Raw genomic sequence first — 17,142 nt, forward strand, 5'->3', positions numbered from 1 at the left:
GCTAGCCTTCCTTCAAGGGGCGGGCCGTGATCTTGAGATCAACGCCGACGGGCTCGACGTTATCGAACGTCAGCCGGGTTGCATCGTCCAGCCCGATGGCGCCGGCCAGGGACATCAGCCCGCGGCCGGTATCGCCGATCAACTGCGGGGCGACATAGATAATATATTCATCCACCAGCCCGGCCTGGGTAAGCGCGCCGGCCAGGGTCGGCCCGGCCTCAACGAGCACATCGTTGATCTCGCGCTCGGCCAGTAGCCCCAGCACGCGGCCCAGATCCAGCCCTGTGTCGCTACCGCCCACGCGCGCCACCCGCGCGCCGGCATCCTCCAGCGCGCCGGTTTTGTCCTCGTCGTCACTGGCGGTGAAGATCAGTGTTTCACCGGCCTGGCAGAACATCCTGGCGTCCGCGGCCATGGCGAGTCGGGAGTCGAGCACGACACGCAGCGGCTGATCCCAATCGCCGGACAGGCGCACTGTCAGCGCGGGATCATCGGCGCTGGCTGTGCCGCGCCCGATCATCACCGCGCCGGATTCCGCGCGCAGACGATGCACGTCATCGCGGGCGGTGTCGCCGGTGATCCACTGGCTGGTGCCGTCGGCGGCCGCGGTGCGCCCGTCAAGACTCATGGCCAGCTTTACGCGCACCCATGGTCGGTTGCGCGTCATCCGCTGGTTGAAGCCGGCATTGAGCGCGGCACAACGTTCGGCCAGCACACCGGTGATGACATCCAGGCCGGCTGCCCGCAGGGCATCGATGCCCTGCCCGTCGACGGCCGGGTTCGGGTCCTGTGCGCCGATCACCACGCGCTCGATGCCGGCATCGATGAGGGCCTGGGTGCAGGGCGGCGTACGCCCGGTATGCGCACAGGGTTCGAGCGTGACGTAGGCCGTCGCGCCCTTGGCACTGTGGCCGCGGGCGGTGACATCAGCCAACGCATTGCGTTCGGCGTGGGCCTCACCAGCCCGTACATGCCAGCCGTCGCCCAGCACACGGCTGCCGGCGACGATGACACAGCCGACGCGCGGGTTGGGCCGCGCGGTATACCAGCCACGCCGCGCGAGTTCGATCGCCCGCTGCATGTACATTTCATGGACCCTGATACGTACGTCGTCCGAACTCATGAAGATTCCTCGCCACTATTCTGGGCGTTGCTCTGGCCGTTGCTCTGACCAGTGTCCTGGCCCATATCGTCGCTCGCATCCTGGCCGAGATCGATGAGCGACAGCTGGGCGCTGTCACGATGCGGAGCGGATTCCAGGCGTTCGATCTCTTCACGAAACGCCTGAACATCCTCGAAACGACGATACACCGAGGCAAAACGTACGTAGGCCACTTGATCCAGCCCGCGCAGCTCTTCCATCACCCATTCACCCAGGCGCCTGGAGGGCACATCGCGTTCACCGTCGTGGTGCATGCGCTGCTGGATATGGCTGATCGCGGTTTCGACCGCGTCCGGGCCAACCGGGCGTTTATACAACGCGCGGGTGATGCCACGCCGTAGTTTATCCACTGAGAACGGCTCGGGCGTGCCGTCGGTCTTGATGATCCGCGGCAGGAACAGCTCGGCGGTTTCAAACGTCGTGAAACGGGCCAAGCAACCGGGGCATTGCCGGCGACGCCGCACCTGACTGCCCTCGGCAGCCAGGCGCGAATCGACAACGCGCGTGGCGCGCTCATGACAGAACGGACAGTGCACCGAAAACGGCCCGAGGGCGTATCAGGCCGCGCCGCGTTGACCCTGACGATACACCGGATGCGCGCGACACAGCTCGGCCACGGCCGATCGTACCCGCGCGATCTCGGCCTCGATATCGCTGCCCTTGGCGACCGCATCCACGATATCGCAAATCCAGGTCGCCACCTGGCGCATGTCGCTCTCGTTGAAGCCGCGCGTGGTCGCCGCCGGCGTGCCGATGCGCAGGCCCGAGGTCACGAACGGCGAGCGCGGATCCCCCGGCACGGCGTTTTTATTGGCCGTGATATGGGCCTGCCCCAGATATTCCTCGATCTCCTTGCCGGTGACGTCCTGCTTGACCAGGCTCACGAGCATGAGGTGGTTATCGGTGCCCCCCGATACGACGTCCAGGCCGCGCTCGACGAACACCTCGGCCATGGCTTTCGCATTAGCCACGATCTGCTGGGTATAGCCCTTGAAGTCACTATCCAGCGCTTCCTTGAACGCTACGGCCTTGCCGGCGATGACGTGCATGAGCGGGCCGCCCTGCGTGCCCGGGAACACGGCCGAGTTCAGTTTCTTGTAGAGCTTCTGATCGCCGCAGTTGGACAGCATCAAACCGCCGCGCGGGCCGCGCAGCGTCTTGTGTGTGGTGGTGGTCACGACATGCGCATGCGGGATCGGGCTCGGATATTCGCCGGTGGCCACCAGGCCGGCCACATGGGCCATGTCGACCAGCAGATAGGCGCCGACCGAATCCGCGATCTCGCGCATGCGGGCCCAGTCGATCCGGCGCGAATACGCCGAGAAACCGCCGATCAGTAGTTTGGGCTTGTGCTCGTTAGCCAGACGCTGGATCTGATCATAGTCGAGCTCACCAGTGGCTTCGTCCAGGCCGTACTGCACAGCGTTGTAGTTCTTGCCCGAGAAGTTGGGCGCGGCACCGTGGGTCAGGTGCCCGCCGGCGTCCAGACTCATGCCGAGGATCGTGTCGCCCGGCTTGACCAGTGCCAGAAACACGGCCGCATTGGCCTGGGCGCCGGAATGTGGTTGAACGTTGGCGAAATCACAGCCAAACAGTTCACAGGCCCGGTCGATGGCCAGCTGCTCGGCGACATCGACGTATTCGCAGCCGCCATAGAAACGCTTGCCCGGATAGCCTTCTGCGTACTTGTTGGTCAGAAGGCCGCCCTGGGCTTCCATCACGCGCGGGCTGGTGTAGTTTTCCGAGGCGATCAGCTCGATGTGATCTTCCTGACGCTGATCTTCGTCGGCGATGGCCGCCGCCAGTTCGGGGTCGAAATCAGCGATACGCTGGGAGGCATCGAACATCAGCAGCTCCTTGACAGAAATTTGCGAGCGGCATGCGTTTTCTACCGTAAAACACACGCCAAAGGATTCAGTGCGGCAGTATAACGCAACCCTTGGCTGCGTCAGGCCGCCAGCCGGCCCTTGATACGAAAAAAGCCGAGCCGGCAGATGCCGACTCGGCTTGTATCAGACAGCAGACGCCGAACAATCGGCGCCCGAGGCGATGATCAATTCATCGGGTCTTCCATGCTGTCGCTGTCGTCGACGTCGCTATCGCCGTCGGCCATCGGATCATCCAGACTGCCGATCGTCACGATCGGGCCGAATACTGGCAGGCCGTCGCCGATGACGAGGTTCGTCTCCGGCGAATTGGCCGTCGGCTCCAACTGATCGACCACGAAGCGCAGCTCGTTGGCCTCCAGGCCATCACGCATGTCGCCGTTGTCGTTTCCGTTGTCGTTGCCGCCGCCGTTGTTGTTACCGATGTTGTCGCCGTCCAGGTTGACGTTCTCGTCGTCCGAGCAGGCTGTCAACGTCAGGGCCAGCGCGATGGCGACGAGCGCGAACTGCGAACGTCGACGCAGACCGCCCACTGAGATCAGGCCGAACAGTGCCAGCAGCGCGCCACCGGCGAGCATCGGCTGGCTGGTCAGGCTCTTGACCGCATTGCGCGCGACTTCGCCAATGCCCGGCAGGTCAACCACCAGGAAATAGGTTTCGTCGTCGCCGCTGCTGATCGCGACACCCGAGCCGCTCTGGAAGTCGACATCGAACGTCGTGCCATCGTCGCCAACAGCACCGCTGCCGACCTGCATGTCGCTGTCGTCGTACCGGCCGTTGTCGTTGCTATCGGCATAGACCACCAGATCGGCGTTGTCGAAATCGACACCGCTGGGCTGGCTGTCATCACGCTGGATGTAACCGGACAGACCACCGACATTGACGCTATCGCTGCCGTTGTTGGCCAAGCGCAGCGCGGCCACGGTCGCGATACCGGCCGAACCGTCGCTGGCGTCGACGTTCGGAAGGCTCACGGTGGTGACGTCCAGTACCGGGTTGCCGGCCAGCTCGAAGGCGCCGACATCACAATCACTATCGCTGTCGTCGTTCATGCTGACCGGACGCTCGGCGCCGCGCTGATCGGTATCACCGCAGTCGTCGGTCATATCGATAGCCGCACTACCGGCTGCCAGCGGCAACGTTGCCGTGGGGCCGCCGAAAAGCCGATACATGCCGTTGAAGCCGGCGTCGCCAATCAGGTTGCCATCGTCGGCGCTGACCATGACGTTGTCCTCGCCACTGTCATCGTTACCGGAGATCAGCGTGTTGGCGACGTTCACGTCCGCCCCGCCACTGCCCAGGCCGGTGCCGTTGTTGTTGGCCACGGTGACATACGACAGGCTGATGCCGGCGTTGGTTTCGCCGTCCTGATACACGCCTGCGCCGCGATCGGCCGTGTTGTTGGCCACGGTTGTGGTCATCACGTCGAGCGTACCCGGCGCGGAATTCCACAAGCCGCCGCCTTCAACGGCCGTGTTGTAGCCCACGCTGGTGTTGTCGATCGTCGTCGTACCGTCGCCACCGATATGCAGACCACCGCCGTTACCGGGGTTATTGCCTGCATCGTTGCCCATATTGCTGGTCGCACCGCCAAGCGTGACACGCTCGAGTGTGAGATCACCGCCGGCATTCTCGATACCGCCACCGGCACGGTTGGCCGTGTTGGCTTCGATACGGCTGGCCGTAATTGCGGCCACGGCACCCGGGCTCAACAGAATACCGCCACCGGAGCCGGCAGCACCCGAGGCGCTGTTGCCACTAATACGGGAATCAGCGATGGTGAGCGTGCCCGAGGTGTCGCTGCCCTCGGGTGCTGTCTCGGCGTAGATTGCGCCGCCGCCCTGGGTGGCATCGGCACCGTCGGCGTCGTTATCGACGATCGACGCACCGCGAATGCTCATTTCACCCTGGTTGTTCCAGAAGGCACCGCCTTCGGTGGCATCGTTATCGGCAAAAACACCGCCGACGACATCGACATCACCATCGCCGGTCACGTGCAGGAAGCCACCGTTACCGGGGTTGCCACCGGCATCGTTGTCGCTGGCCGTTACGTTATCCAGCGTGGTGCTCGTGCCGCCCAGCACCTCGATCGCGCCACCGGCACGCTTTGATTCGTTGCCGCTGAAACGAGAGTTGCTCACCGAAAGCTCGGTGTCGACATTGGCGACAATAGCGCCGCCGGAGGCCGAGCTCATATCGTCGTCATCGTCACCGGCGGTGTTGTTGATGAAACGAGAGTCGGTGACCACGACATTGCCAGCGTTGACATAGATCGCGCCGCCGCCTTGATCGGCGTCAGCGCCGTTGCCCTGGTTGTTCGAGAACGTGGCGTTGGCAACACTCGTGGTGCCCTGATTGTTCCAGAGCGCGCCGCCTTCGATCGCCTGGTTGGCATCGAAGGTGCCGCCCTCGACCACGACATCAGCGAACCCGGTCACGTGCACCACACCACCGTTACCGGGGTTGGCGCCAGCGTTATTGCCGGAAAAGACGACATCGTTGAGGGTGACGTGGACGTTGTCGGTTGACTCGTCGTCAGAGTCATCGTCGTCGTTGTCGTCGCTTACCGAGGCATCTTCGATGGCACCACCGGCCCGATCCGACGTGTTGTTGCGCATCGAACCGCCGTTGACGGTCAGGAAACCACCGTCGGCGTTCAGAATGGCACCACCTGAGCGATCGGCGGCATCGGCCGAGCCGTTCATGGTCTGGCCGTTGATCAGGTTCAGGCCGTTGAGGGTCAGCACGCCCTGGTTGGCCAGGATACGACTCATCGATGCAGCATCGATGGTGACGTTGGTGTCGGCATCGTTGCCGATCGTCAAGGTCGAGCCGGCCGCGATGGTCGGCAGCGCGCCCTGTGACAGCGTGATCGTTTCGCCGGTCACGCTGTCAGCGAAAATAATGGTGTCGGCGTCGCCTCCGCCATTATCACAATTGCCGGCGCCGCTATTGTTGTTGGCCGACATGATGGCCGAACGCAACGTGCATCCGTTGTCATCCATGCCGTCCCCGGCGGAATCTACCGTGATTGTCGCCGCAAACGCGCACGGCGTTGCTAGCACGGCCGTGCTGGCAATTGCGGCACGCACGGCGCGCCGAAGCCGATTATGGCTTTCTAACGAGCTCTTCATTGTTATCCCCTTTGCAGTAACACGATGATTGTGTTGGTGCGACCGTATTGCACGATCGGACTTCAATAGTTACGGGATAACGTTCGCCTTTGTAAAATATCGCTGCATATAACAAGAAAACCGGAAATAAAGGATATTTCCGGTTTTCTTTGTTTATAAGTTTTTATGGCTGCTTTGTTTACTCGCCGGTGTCCTCCGTCTTGGGCTGAGCGCGCAGCCGGATACCGAGTTCGCGCAGCTGAGCCGTATCGGCCACGCCGGGTGCGCCGGTGAGCAGATCGGTGGCGGTTTGGGTCTTGGGAAACGCGATGACTTCGCGAATCGAGTCGGCCCCGGCCATCAGCATGACCAATCGGTCCAGGCCGAAAGCGATACCGGCATGCGGCGGCGCCCCGAACTTCAGCGCCTCGAGCAGGAAGCCGAACTTCTCTTCAGCGTCTTCTCGCGAGATACCCAGCACATCGAAGGCGGCCTGCTGCATCGCCGGCGAATGGATACGCACCGAGCCACCGCCGATCTCCGAGCCGTTCAAGACCATGTCGTAAGCCTTGGCCATCGCCTCGTGGGGCGCGGCCTTCAGCGCTTCCGGATCATCGACCGCGGGGGCTGTGAACGGGTGATGTGCGGCGTACCAGCGTTTGGTGGCTTCGTCGTATTCGAACATCGGCCAGTCGACGACCCACAGCGGAGCCCACCCGTCGGCAACCCGGCCCAGATCGTGCCCCAGGCGAACGCGCAGCGCGCCCAAGGCGTCGTTGACCACGCTGGTCTTGTCAGCGCCAAAGAACAGCAGATCGCCATCTTCGGCGTGCGTGCGCTCGACGATGCCGGCCACGGCGTCATCCGACAGGAACTTGAGGATCGGCGAATTCATGCCCTCGCGCCCGGCGGCCACGTCGGCAATCTTGACGTAGGCCAAGCCTTTCGCACCGTAGCGGCCAACGAAATCGGTGTAGTCGTCGATCTGCTTGCGCGTCAGGCTGGCCCCGCCCGGCACACGTAGCACGGCCACGCGCCCGCTGTCGGAATTGGCCGGGCCGGAGAACACCTTGAACTCGGCATCGGCCACGAGATCGGCGATATCCACCAGCTCAAGATCGATGCGCAGATCCGGCTTGTCAGAGCCGAAGCGTCGCATGGCCTCGACGTAGGCCATGCGCGGGAACGGATCAGGCAATGTTTCGCCCATGACGTCGGCAAACAGCTGCCGAATCATGCGCTCGTTGAGCTCCATGATGTCGTCGGCGTCGACGAACGAGGCTTCGATATCGATCTGGGTGAATTCGGGCTGGCGATCGGCGCGCAGGTCCTCGTCGCGGAAACAGCGCGCGATCTGGTAGTAGCGATCCATGCCCGAGACCATCAACAGCTGCTTGAACAGCTGCGGCGACTGCGGCAAGGCGAAGAAATGGCCCGGCTGCGTACGGCTAGGCACGAGATAGTCGCGCGCGCCTTCCGGTGTGGCCCGCGTGAGAATCGGCGTTTCGATATCCAGAAAGCCCAGATCATCCAGCGACTTGCGTACCGCACGCGTGACCTGTGCCCGCAGCTGCATATGGCGCTGCATGCGCGGCTTGCGCAGTTCCACGTAGCGATACCGAAGACGGGCGGCATCACCCACGCCCTCGGTTTCGTCGAGCTGCAGCGGCGGCGTTTCCGAGGCGTTCAGAACGTCGAGATCAGTGATATAGACCTCGATCTCGCCCGAGTCCAGGTTCTTGTTCACTGTGCCGTTCGGACGCGCCCGAACGCGGCCCGTGGCCTTGATGACGTATTCGTTGCGCAGTTTTTCCGCGGCCCCGAACGTGGCGGCCTCGTCAGGATCGAACACGGTCTGGATCAGCCCGGAGCGATCACGCAGGTCGATGAAGATCACCCCGCCATGATCGCGGCGTCGATGGACCCAGCCACAGACGGTGATTTCTTGATCGATAGCGGCGGCGTTCACGTCGCCGCTGTAATGGGATCGCATCATGGCCAATGCCTTTGGTCGCTGCGCAAAAGACGCAGAGTCTATCAAGGAGCGCGGGCGCCTCGGTAGCCGAGACGCATCGCAGGGTTAGTCGCTGTTACCGGTCGATTTGGGCTTGGCGGCTGGCTTGGCGCTCTCACTCTTGGTCGAGCTGGCCGGCGCCTCGCTCTTGGCGCTAGCGCCGCTGTCGGTTTTATCACTTGCGCCCGAATCCGATGTGCTCTCGCCCTTGCCCGTGAGATTACGCTGGCCCTTGGATTTGAAATCGGTTTCGTACCAACCACCGCCGGATAGACGAAAACCCGCGGCCGACACTTTGCGCTTGAGGGTGGCCTGGTCGCAGGCCGGGCAATCGGTGAGTGGCTCATCCGAGAGCTTTTGCAGCTTCTCGATGGCTTCGCCACAGTCCTGACAGACATATTCATAAATCGGCATACGGGCTCCGTTGATTTAACCCATTCCAGAACGCGACGTATTTTAGTCGATTGCGCGCGCGGCGCCAGATCGACCGATCAGACCGCGCGCGTCGCCCCGGAGGCCGCCGAGCGGCCGATGCCGTAGTAAGCAAAACCGGCCGAAGCCACATATGACGGCTTATAAATATTGCGCCCGTCGACGAGCACGCGTTCGCGCATCAGTTCCGACAGCGCCTTGAAATCCGGCGTGCGGAACACCTGCCATTCGGTGACCAGCACCAGCGCATCGGCGCCGGTGGCCGCGTCTTCGCCGTGCTTGCAGAAGACCAGATCATCACGCTCGCCGTAGATGCGCGCCGTTTCGTCCATCGCTTCGGGATCATAGGCCCGAACCTTGGCCCCCGCGGCCCACAGCGCCTCCATTAGCGTGCAGGCGGGCGCCTCGCGCATGTCGTCGGTGTTCGGCTTGAAGGCCAATCCCCACAGCGCAACGGTCTTACCCGCCAGCTCGCCCTTGAAGTGCGCGTGCAGCTTGTCGAAGAGAATGGTTTTCTGGCGATCGTTGACACGCTCGACCGCGTTGATGATCTCGGTGTCGTAGCCGATCTTGGCCGCGGTATGGGCCAGTGCCCGCACGTCTTTGGGGAAGCACGAGCCACCGAAACCACAGCCCGGATAGATGAAGTGGTAGCCAATACGATGATCGGCCCCGATCGCCTTGCGGACCTGCTCGATATCGGCGTCCAGGCGATCGGCGACCTGTGAAAGCTCGTTCATCAGGCTGATCTTGGTGGCCAGCATGATATTGGCCGCGTACTTGGTCAGCTCGGCCGAGCGAATATCCATGACCATGGTCCGATCGTGCTGGCGGTTGAACGGCGCGTAGAGCGCGCGTAGATGATCGGCCGCACGTTCAGTATCCACGCCCACGACCACGCGATCAGGCTTCATGAAGTCATCGATCGCCGCCCCTTCCTTCAAGAATTCGGGGTTCGAGGCGACATCGAAATCGACTGTCGAACCGCGCTCGGCCAGCACACCGGCCAGCGCCTGTCGCACCTTGTCCGAAGTGCCCACGGGCACGGTGGATTTGGTGATGACCAGTCGATAATCGGTCATGTGCTGGCCGATCGTCTCAGCGACCTTGAGCACATATTTCAGATCCGCGCTGCCGTCTTCATCGGGCGGCGTGCCCACGGCGATGAATTGCAGTGTGCCGTGGGCCACGGCCTGGCCGGCATCGGTGGTGAACGACAGACGGCCAGCGGCGGTATTTTCGGCGACCAGCGTTTCCAGGCCCGGCTCGTAGATTGGAATCTCGCCCTGCTTCAGTCGCGCGATCTTGTCGGCATCGACGTCGACACAAAGCACGTCGTTGCCGCTGGAGGCCAGACAGGCCCCGGTGACGAGTCCGACATAGCCTGTACCGAAAATCGTGATCCGCATGTCCGCCCTGCTCCTTGTCTATGCTCGATTATGTTTCGTCGACGATGGCCGACGATTATGCGTGGCCGGTGCGGCGCTCGCGAGCCGATTGCCGCACGGCGACCAAAAAAAAGCCGCCGATCATCGACCGGCGGCTTCTATTATGGCGTCCCCAAGGGGATTCGAACCCCTGTCGCTGCCGTGAAAGGGCAGTGTCCTAGGCCTCTAGACGATGGGGACGTCGATTTGGTGGAGCCAGGCGGGCTCGAACCGCCGACCTCAACACTGCCAGTGTTGCGCTCTCCCAGCTGAGCTATGGCCCCTATGACTCTAGGAGCTGCGCATTATAGGGATCGATTTCGGGTTTGCCAACACCTCGAAGCAATTAATTTGTAATCGCTTTCTTCAACGCCTCGATGACTTGATCCTGATCGGATTCCGAGAGGTAGGGATGCATCGGAATACTCAAAACACGCTCGGCAGCGTGCTCGGATTTCGGAATCGGCACATCCGAGTAAAGCGCCGGCTGTCGATTCAACGGCACCGGGTAATAAACCGCACTGGGAATGCCTGCCTCGTTCAAGGCCGCTCTCACCTGATCGCGGTCATCGACCTGAATCGTGTACTGCGCATACACGCTGGTGCAGCGCGGGTCGACATAGGGCGTTTTCACGTAATCTGCCAGGGCCTCGTGGTAACGGGCCGCCACCTGTTCACGACGTGCGACTTCATCGTCGAAGACATCCAGCTTGGCCAACAGAACCGCCGCCTGCATCGTGTCCAGACGCCCGTTAATACCCAGCATCGGGTGATGATACGGCGCTGTCTGGCCGTGATTGCGCAGCTGGCGCATCTTTTCGGCCAGCGCGCCGTCATGGGTGAAGGCCGCCCCGCCATCGCCGTAGCAACCCAACGGCTTGGCCGGGAAGAATGAGGTCGCCGCGATACCCGAGGCGCCACAGGAGCGCATGCCACTGAACGTAGCGCCGAAGCTCTGGGCCGCATCCTCGATCACCGGGATAGCGTGGCGCTCACCGATATCGTTGATACGCGCCATGTCCGCCATCTGGCCAAACAGGCTAACCGGCACGATCGCCTTCGTGCGCTCGTTGATTTTCTCCTCGATCAACTCGGCGTCGAGGTTATAGGTATCGGCATCAATATCCACGAATACCGGCGTGGCACCCAACAGCCCGATCATCTCGCCCGTGGCGATGAAGGTGAACGGCGTGGTGATGACCTCGTCGCCCGGCCCGATATCCAGCGCCATCATCGCTACCAGCAACGCGTCCGTGCCACTGGCCAACGCGACGCAGTGCTCGACACCGGCATAGTCGGCCAAGCGCTGTTCGAGCGTCTCGACTTCCGGGCCCATGACGTACTTGCCGTGATCCAGAACGCGATGAATGCCGGCATCCACCTCATCCTTGATGCGACGATACTGTGCCTGAAGATCGATCAACTGCATGGCGTGGCAATGCCTGTGGCCGGCGTGAATCAGCGAAGAATAACATCGCTCGAACAAACCCTCGACTGAATGCGTTGACCGCAGACGCCGGCCTCGCTAGAATCTCGGCGCTCGGGCGGTTAGCTCAGTGGTAGAGCACTGCCTTCACACGGCAGGGGTCACTAGTTCGAATCTAGTACCGCCCACCAATAAAATCAGGGGCTTAGGCGATTCGCCTGGCCCTTTTTTATGTCGTACGGATCGCCGTACGGATATTGAAAACGATTCGGGAACAGCTCGGGCGCGCGCGAGTCCTAAAAAGCCCTCGGCACCTTGTACCGCGCCATCTTGGCCTTGTCCTGGCAGCTGCGACATTCAAAGCCCACTGAATAACCGATCAGTACCAGCCGCGGGGCTTTCGATCCGCACTTAGGGCAGCCGTCCTCGATCCGCTCGACGCCGGGATGTCGGTACCGGTCTTCGATCATCTGAGCTACATTCTGGTAGGCCTTCACGATCTCGCCCATCAGCTGCACGGTATTTGGCCCGGATACATAGGGGCCGGCCGTACGCCACTCGCCGTCGATGTACTTCTCCAGCCGCATACGCCGGACGTCCTCGGCGTGGCCCACGCGCCACTCATGCAAGCGTAGATCGTCAGGCAAGGGCCAGTATTGGTCTGGTGGCGGTTGTCCGGGGTTCGGCATAGCGCCGATCGTAACTGTATATGAGTACAGTTTCTAGCTTTGAAACAACCCTTTAGTAACGGCGAGCACCAAGCCGATTGCACTGACAGCCGTTGATCCAGAAATTGTAATGAGCACTGAATCTGAGAGGTCAAATCCGCGGACAGACCACGCGTCGAGAACTACCAGAACCCCGACAACGGTGGTGTAAGCAACCATGTAACAAAAAACCCACCTCGCGTATTTCCACCGCAATTTGCGGTTTACGCGAATGTTCAAATTGCTTTCTCTTAAACCCTGCGTTTTAACCCTTTCCATCTCGGAAGGGCCTGGAGGGTCAAAAGTCCCGTATTCTTTCCGCGCCGAAGTATCTTGCGGGACATCCATGAACGCTGAGCGCCCTTCAGACACTGCCGCCGGACCATAGCCCGCTGAATCGTCGGCCCTTTTCGAACTCACGATGTGGCCGCAGTCTCGCGAGAACGGTAAGAGTCAAGTAGGCCTTGGAATTCGTCAAAAATATAGCGATCTGGAATCACGAGACCGTCTGGCACACGGTAATTGTATTCCTGTACGACACGCTGCCAGGGTGTGCCCGGCTTGTGCGTCATTTCAGATAGAGCTAGACCAGAAAGATGCCCATATCTCGTCCAGATCCAATCAATGAGCGACTCAATTAATCGGTCGTCTTGGTCGACAACACTAATTTCCTCGAACGGACTGCCCGACTTCGGGGCCTTAATTTTCTGGTGCCCGAAAACTTTGAATATATGATAGAGGGACTGGAAGACGGGTCCGTAAGCCCAAACTTGTGGACCTTCCAAGCATAAAGGCTGTTGGTCCTGGTTTTTTCCAACAAGCCACCATCCATAAGAGCAATAAACGAGCTTTTGCAGCTTCATATGCTCTATACCGTCTGACTCGTGCGAAAATTTTTGAATAAAAGTATTCGCGATCGCTAACGGAGTATAAGGAACTGGCACATACCCTCCTGAGTGACAGCTCTATGTGGGAATAAAAGACACTGCTCTATAGAAATCAACTATTGAGTTAGTGCTTGCTTCTGGTTTAGTTAATTGTTGTCAGGTTAGCAGGTTACAACTTCGCCGTCGCATGTTGGTGACACGATCACGACGGTTCAACGACACCAGCTCTTGCGTGTCCCACCATCGTAAGGCCGAGCAAGGCCCGCCCCGATCAGCATCTGGCCCAGATCGCGGCCATCCACAACGACGTTGGAATCGATCCTGAAATACTTATCACGGCCCAGATGCTCCAGGCGTATCGATTGAGCGCCGCGCAGCTTGGCGACCGTGAACTGTTTCGCCTGGCGTGCCTTGTCCTTCTCGGCCTGGCACTGGCCGCGCATCTCGGGCGTGTTGGCGCCGCGGACTCTTATAGGTATGCGCTCACCGATGATCGGCGGCTAACCGGCAATGTCTGCCCGGAACGTATCGCCGTCGTAAATACTGGTGACACGTTCGACGGTGGCCGAGCCGTAGTCTGTGGCTTGGGCGACGGGGCACAAAAGAGCCACCAAGATCGCTGAGATGCTCGCCGTTTTTTGCATCAGAAAGTTTTCTCCGGGTCTATGTGATCAGATGCAGAAGCCAACCGCTCGCCCCGACAGTTACAACGAGTTCGGCAATCTTTCTGAAAGATTCAGAGGACTTCCTTGGCTGCATTTCTCCATCTTTAACGGTTACGCAAACGTAACGTAAGGCAAAAACTAAAAGCCGGTCCTTAAAAGTTGGTCGAAAATCGAGGCTTGTGCAGATCATATAAGACACGAAACACTTAAAATGAAGTCGAAGTCTCAAATCATGTATTTTCGACGCTTTCGAAAATAGACCTAAAATAATAAAATCTTCTATCGGTCGCGTATTTTCAGAAGTTGCAGGATAAAGAAAACAAATTACAGCTCCATTATCGCCTCTTGCGTAATGCAAAGTCCCTCCGTTTTCAACCAGCAAACGTCTTGATGGCTTACCGACGCGATGATCGAAGGTGACGATCTCATCAAAAGGCTTTTGACCAAAATTGGCGCTGCAAGTTTTCGTTTCGGGTGAGTTCTTGATCCTGTCCACAACCCCAAAAGGCTTAATGAAAAAATTATAATGACTGCTTAAATCAGAAAAGATGCCATATCTCTTAGATAAAAGCTCAACACGCTCTTTGAAATGCCCCCTAAACTTGTAAAACTCTTCGTATTTATCTAATCGACTGGTCATGCTGTAAGTACGCCTTTATCATTCTTACTTGATTTCCCCGCCCGCTTGGCAATCGGCCAGCTTTCATAGTTGGTATGCTGGCCATCGGTCAGTATATCGTCCAAATGCTCGCCGTCGGGATCGATCCAGGCCCGCGCCGCCTTGGCCGTCAGGACCTGGGGCTGGCGATTATGGATATGGGCAATATCCGGGTTCGGCTGGCCGGTCAGGATGGCGAAGGTCACGTGACCGGCCGCGGCGTGGTCCTCGGGCAGCTTGGCCGCCTTCGACCAAATGCCCGCAAGAAAGAACGGATGCCCGCCCGCCGGCCGGATGGCATACGGTTGCTTGCCACCCTCGCCTCGCTGCCATTCGATCCAGTAGTCGAGAGCGATCAGACAGCGCTGGCGAGCAAACGCCCGGGCGAACAGTTTCTTGTCGGCGGCCGTCTCCGATCGCGCATTGATCGGTGACAGCTTATCGTCGCTCGCCCAATTCGGAATGAACCCCCACCACGCCGGCCCGATGGTGGTCTCGCCGGTGTCCGGGCGCACCAGGCCCACGGCCTGGAACGTGCCGGGTGGCCGGTTGTAGCCGGGCGTATCGTCGAGCTTGGGTGAAACCATCGCATCGATGACCTTGGCGAAGGCCTCGGCCGCGCTGGTTCTGCCGTATCTTCCACACATGTCGACAATTATCTGAAAGCCGGGTTGTTTTGACGGCTACACCATCACTCCCCATTTACGATAGGAGTCGAATGTAAAAATTAGGAGTTCGCTGAGAGTACTTAGAGGTGCTGATAGCTGCTTTCTTTTCTCACTGTCGGCACCTCACAACCCTGAATCGCTCTACTTGACGAGCCTCGCTAACTAAATCGAGGTCGGCACGCGATACGTCTGGCTGGCAACCCCTGACGCTGGAAATTAGCTTGCATATTATTATCAAGAAATGGACTTGCGCGGGTCCATTAGACACTTCTGGCCTGCGATTGGATTTGCCCGGGTCCGCTATTAGAACTTCTTAATCATACTTCAGAAATTGTCGATGGACCGAGTTGAAATTAGGTGAGTAACTGACTGCGTCCGTTTCATCAGACACACAGTCATGCGTAACTACCCAGCTAGCCCCGATGTTCAACTCCCGCGCAAAGACATTCTAGGTTACGAATCGGCCTGGAACATCTCTCCATTCGGGCTCGCTCAATTCGAGCACAACTATGATCCGGATCTTCTACTGAAGATTGAGAAGAAGGCTCTGGCTCTCAAGGAAACGCACGCAATTCATAAGCATCTCGACCTGACGTTTATCACAGGCGCCGATCGCTTCATTCCTGAAATCGGCGAATTGATACGCGACAGCGATCGGCTTCGATATCTAAGCGAGGTGATCGGAACCCCCGTCGAGCCTTACCCGTTCTCTGTAGTGAGTTCGACGGTCACCTTCATGGGCCCCACTGATGGCTCGGTCTCGTGGCACGGCGATGGCGTGCCCGTGACGGAATTGATCCCCCTATCTCTCAGTGATGATCTGCAAGGTGGTCACCTGCAAGTCTATCGCGGTAACCCCGACGAAGGCCGTGCCTTTCTGAACTCAGGTGCGACGCTCGATCCCGAAAAAATCGAACCTTTCCAACATAGACTCGGATATAGCACCGTGGGTCAGTTCCTCGGCGTACTTCATCGTACGGCACCTATAACCCAGGGGACGCGTACCACACTCGTACTGAATTTGCGGTCGAGAGTGATGCCGTGGGTGGATGACAACCGGCTTTTCTATCTCGCTGCCGACAACGACCACGATCAGTCGAACTGGGTCGATGAAATTCGAGCCGATGTTTACGACAACCAATTGCCGGCATATCGCGCATTCGAAGAAAGAAGCACGAAGCGCGAAAAAGACTTGGCACACGGCTCGTGAAGTCCCATTTTTTAAATGGTGCTGGTCTTGCTCTGTGCGCGATCGCGTTCTGGTCGACCAACGCCACGGTCGCCCACTGGCTTCTTGAAACGAATCAGCTCTCGAACGTGCAGTTGCTCCAGTTCATCGGTGCGATGCTGGTGTTCTTTTTCTTGAAAAGAAAAGGCCCAACGCCAGCCGCGGGAGTTCGGCTTCGAGGCGCTGTGACTGGAGTCCTGGGTTTGGTTGGCACGATGGTCTTCCAGTACATCGCGTTCGCGACCGCGCCTGTGATTCAGGCGAACATCATTGCTTATAGCTGGCCTCTGTTACTGGCCATCAGCCATGTTTTGCTCGGACAATCTTCCAGCTCGTTCTTTCTTCTGACCAGCGCAGTACTTGGGTTTGTGGGGGTGAGCATGGTCTCGGGTATTGCGTCTGCTTCAGCCGTATTCAGTCCAATCGGTTATTCCGCGGCAGCAATTTCCGCGATCTGCATGGCGAGCTATTCATACTTGGTGGGCTCTATCGAGGCAGAGCCAAGAGACGTACTTCTGCCAGCTGCAACGATCGGAGTCCTGGGTTGCCTGATCTGGGTGGCGAAAACCGGCTTCGACTATCGTTCCGCAACGGAGCTGATGGCTGGACTTTACTTGGGTGCGGGCCCGATGGGGCTCGGTTACCTCCTCTGGTCTCTGGCGATGATCCGTGATTCGAGCGGGCATATCGCAGTTCTTGGCTACCTCACGCCAGTCACCTCGTCATTGTTGCTATGGGTGACCGGCTCACACCTCAGTGCGATCGCCCTCGTAGGGGCGATGCTCGTGATAACGAGTTGTGCCGCGATCGGCTGGCAACAGACGGTCGGATCTAAATCGGAAAGTAGCGAAAGTATTTCAAACTAAAAG

Annotated in this window: 15 protein-coding genes and 3 tRNA genes; 3 read left to right on the forward strand and 15 right to left on the reverse strand. The window is 59.5% G+C overall.

Annotation, left to right across the window (positions count from 1 at the left end):
* Nucleotide 1: 1 nt before the first annotated feature.
* The 10 genes from ribD to SAJA_RS12270 all read right to left on the reverse strand — a co-directional run bounded on the left by ribD (nucleotide 2) and on the right by SAJA_RS12270 (nucleotide 11,463).
* The gene (gene ribD, locus SAJA_RS12225) at nucleotides 2-1,123 is read right to left on the reverse strand and encodes a bifunctional diaminohydroxyphosphoribosylaminopyrimidine deaminase/5-amino-6-(5-phosphoribosylamino)uracil reductase RibD (protein ID WP_123658958.1); all 1,122 of its coding nucleotides are present in this window, start codon (nucleotides 1,121-1,123) and stop codon (nucleotides 2-4) included.
* Nucleotides 1,120-1,698, reverse strand: a complete 579-nt coding sequence (gene nrdR, locus SAJA_RS12230; protein WP_123658959.1) for a transcriptional regulator NrdR — start codon at nucleotides 1,696-1,698, stop codon at nucleotides 1,120-1,122. Before nrdR ends, ribD begins: the two co-directional genes overlap by 4 nt.
* Nucleotides 1,699-1,719: 21 nt before the next feature.
* The gene (gene glyA / locus SAJA_RS12235; protein WP_123658960.1) at nucleotides 1,720-3,009 is read right to left on the reverse strand and encodes a serine hydroxymethyltransferase; all 1,290 of its coding nucleotides are present in this window, start codon (nucleotides 3,007-3,009) and stop codon (nucleotides 1,720-1,722) included.
* Between the two features lie 206 nt (nucleotides 3,010-3,215).
* Nucleotides 3,216-6,053 carry a beta strand repeat-containing protein gene (locus tag SAJA_RS12240; protein WP_184999868.1) on the reverse strand — a complete coding sequence of 946 codons (2,838 nt, stop codon included), beginning with the start codon at nucleotides 6,051-6,053 and terminating at the stop codon, nucleotides 3,216-3,218.
* A 307-nt stretch (nucleotides 6,054-6,360) separates the two neighbouring features.
* Complete coding sequence (aspS, locus tag SAJA_RS12245; protein ID WP_123659046.1) at nucleotides 6,361-8,154, reverse strand: aspartate--tRNA ligase; 1,794 nt, start codon at nucleotides 8,152-8,154, stop codon at nucleotides 6,361-6,363.
* Nucleotides 8,155-8,241: 87 nt separating this feature from the next.
* Entirely contained in the window at nucleotides 8,242-8,589 is a 348-nt protein-coding gene (locus SAJA_RS12250) for an FmdB family zinc ribbon protein (RefSeq protein ID WP_123658962.1), read from the reverse strand.
* A gap of 77 nt (nucleotides 8,590-8,666) precedes the next feature.
* Nucleotides 8,667-10,016: a UDP-glucose dehydrogenase family protein gene (locus SAJA_RS12255; RefSeq protein ID WP_123658963.1), complete on the reverse strand. Its 1,350-nt coding sequence runs from the start codon at nucleotides 10,014-10,016 to the stop codon at nucleotides 8,667-8,669.
* Nucleotides 10,017-10,159: 143 nt separating this feature from the next.
* Nucleotides 10,160-10,235, reverse strand: a tRNA-Glu gene (locus SAJA_RS12260).
* A 7-nt stretch (nucleotides 10,236-10,242) separates the two neighbouring features.
* Nucleotides 10,243-10,318, reverse strand: a tRNA-Ala gene (locus tag SAJA_RS12265).
* 62 nt (nucleotides 10,319-10,380) lie between these two features.
* The gene (locus SAJA_RS12270; protein WP_123658964.1) at nucleotides 10,381-11,463 is read right to left on the reverse strand and encodes a DegT/DnrJ/EryC1/StrS family aminotransferase; all 1,083 of its coding nucleotides are present in this window, start codon (nucleotides 11,461-11,463) and stop codon (nucleotides 10,381-10,383) included.
* Between the two features lie 113 nt (nucleotides 11,464-11,576).
* On the opposite strand from SAJA_RS12270, the gene SAJA_RS12275 reads away from it, so the two are divergent.
* A tRNA-Val gene (locus SAJA_RS12275) sits at nucleotides 11,577-11,651 on the forward strand.
* Nucleotides 11,652-11,756: 105 nt separating this feature from the next.
* Here SAJA_RS12275 and SAJA_RS12280 read toward each other — a convergent pair.
* The 5 genes from SAJA_RS12280 to SAJA_RS12300 form a co-directional block, all read right to left on the reverse strand.
* Nucleotides 11,757-12,107, reverse strand: coding sequence for a hypothetical protein (locus tag SAJA_RS12280; RefSeq protein ID WP_184999869.1), 351 nt, complete (start codon nucleotides 12,105-12,107; stop codon nucleotides 11,757-11,759).
* 476 nt (nucleotides 12,108-12,583) lie between these two features.
* The gene (locus SAJA_RS12285; RefSeq protein ID WP_123658965.1) at nucleotides 12,584-13,111 is read right to left on the reverse strand and encodes a Panacea domain-containing protein; all 528 of its coding nucleotides are present in this window, start codon (nucleotides 13,109-13,111) and stop codon (nucleotides 12,584-12,586) included.
* Between the two features lie 155 nt (nucleotides 13,112-13,266).
* Nucleotides 13,267-13,548 carry a thermonuclease family protein gene (locus SAJA_RS15240; RefSeq protein ID WP_342777553.1) on the reverse strand — a complete coding sequence of 94 codons (282 nt, stop codon included), beginning with the start codon at nucleotides 13,546-13,548 and terminating at the stop codon, nucleotides 13,267-13,269.
* 169 nt (nucleotides 13,549-13,717) lie between these two features.
* Nucleotides 13,718-14,359: a hypothetical protein gene (locus SAJA_RS12295; protein ID WP_123658966.1), complete on the reverse strand. Its 642-nt coding sequence runs from the start codon at nucleotides 14,357-14,359 to the stop codon at nucleotides 13,718-13,720.
* Nucleotides 14,356-15,024: an SOS response-associated peptidase gene (locus tag SAJA_RS12300; RefSeq protein WP_123658967.1), complete on the reverse strand. Its 669-nt coding sequence runs from the start codon at nucleotides 15,022-15,024 to the stop codon at nucleotides 14,356-14,358. The genes SAJA_RS12295 and SAJA_RS12300 overlap by 4 nt, the downstream gene beginning before the upstream one ends.
* A gap of 418 nt (nucleotides 15,025-15,442) precedes the next feature.
* Here SAJA_RS12300 and SAJA_RS12305 point away from each other — a divergent pair, with 418 nt between their 5' ends.
* Nucleotides 15,443-16,255: a hypothetical protein gene (locus SAJA_RS12305; protein ID WP_123658968.1), complete on the forward strand. Its 813-nt coding sequence runs from the start codon at nucleotides 15,443-15,445 to the stop codon at nucleotides 16,253-16,255.
* Entirely contained in the window at nucleotides 16,252-17,139 is an 888-nt protein-coding gene (locus SAJA_RS12310) for a DMT family transporter (protein ID WP_123658969.1), read from the forward strand. The genes SAJA_RS12305 and SAJA_RS12310 overlap by 4 nt, the downstream gene beginning before the upstream one ends.
* Nucleotides 17,140-17,142 lie beyond the last annotated feature (3 nt).

It is taken from the genome of Salinisphaera japonica YTM-1, from assembly GCF_003788585.1.
Taxonomy (GTDB): Bacteria; Pseudomonadota; Gammaproteobacteria; order Nevskiales; family Salinisphaeraceae; genus Salinisphaera; species Salinisphaera japonica.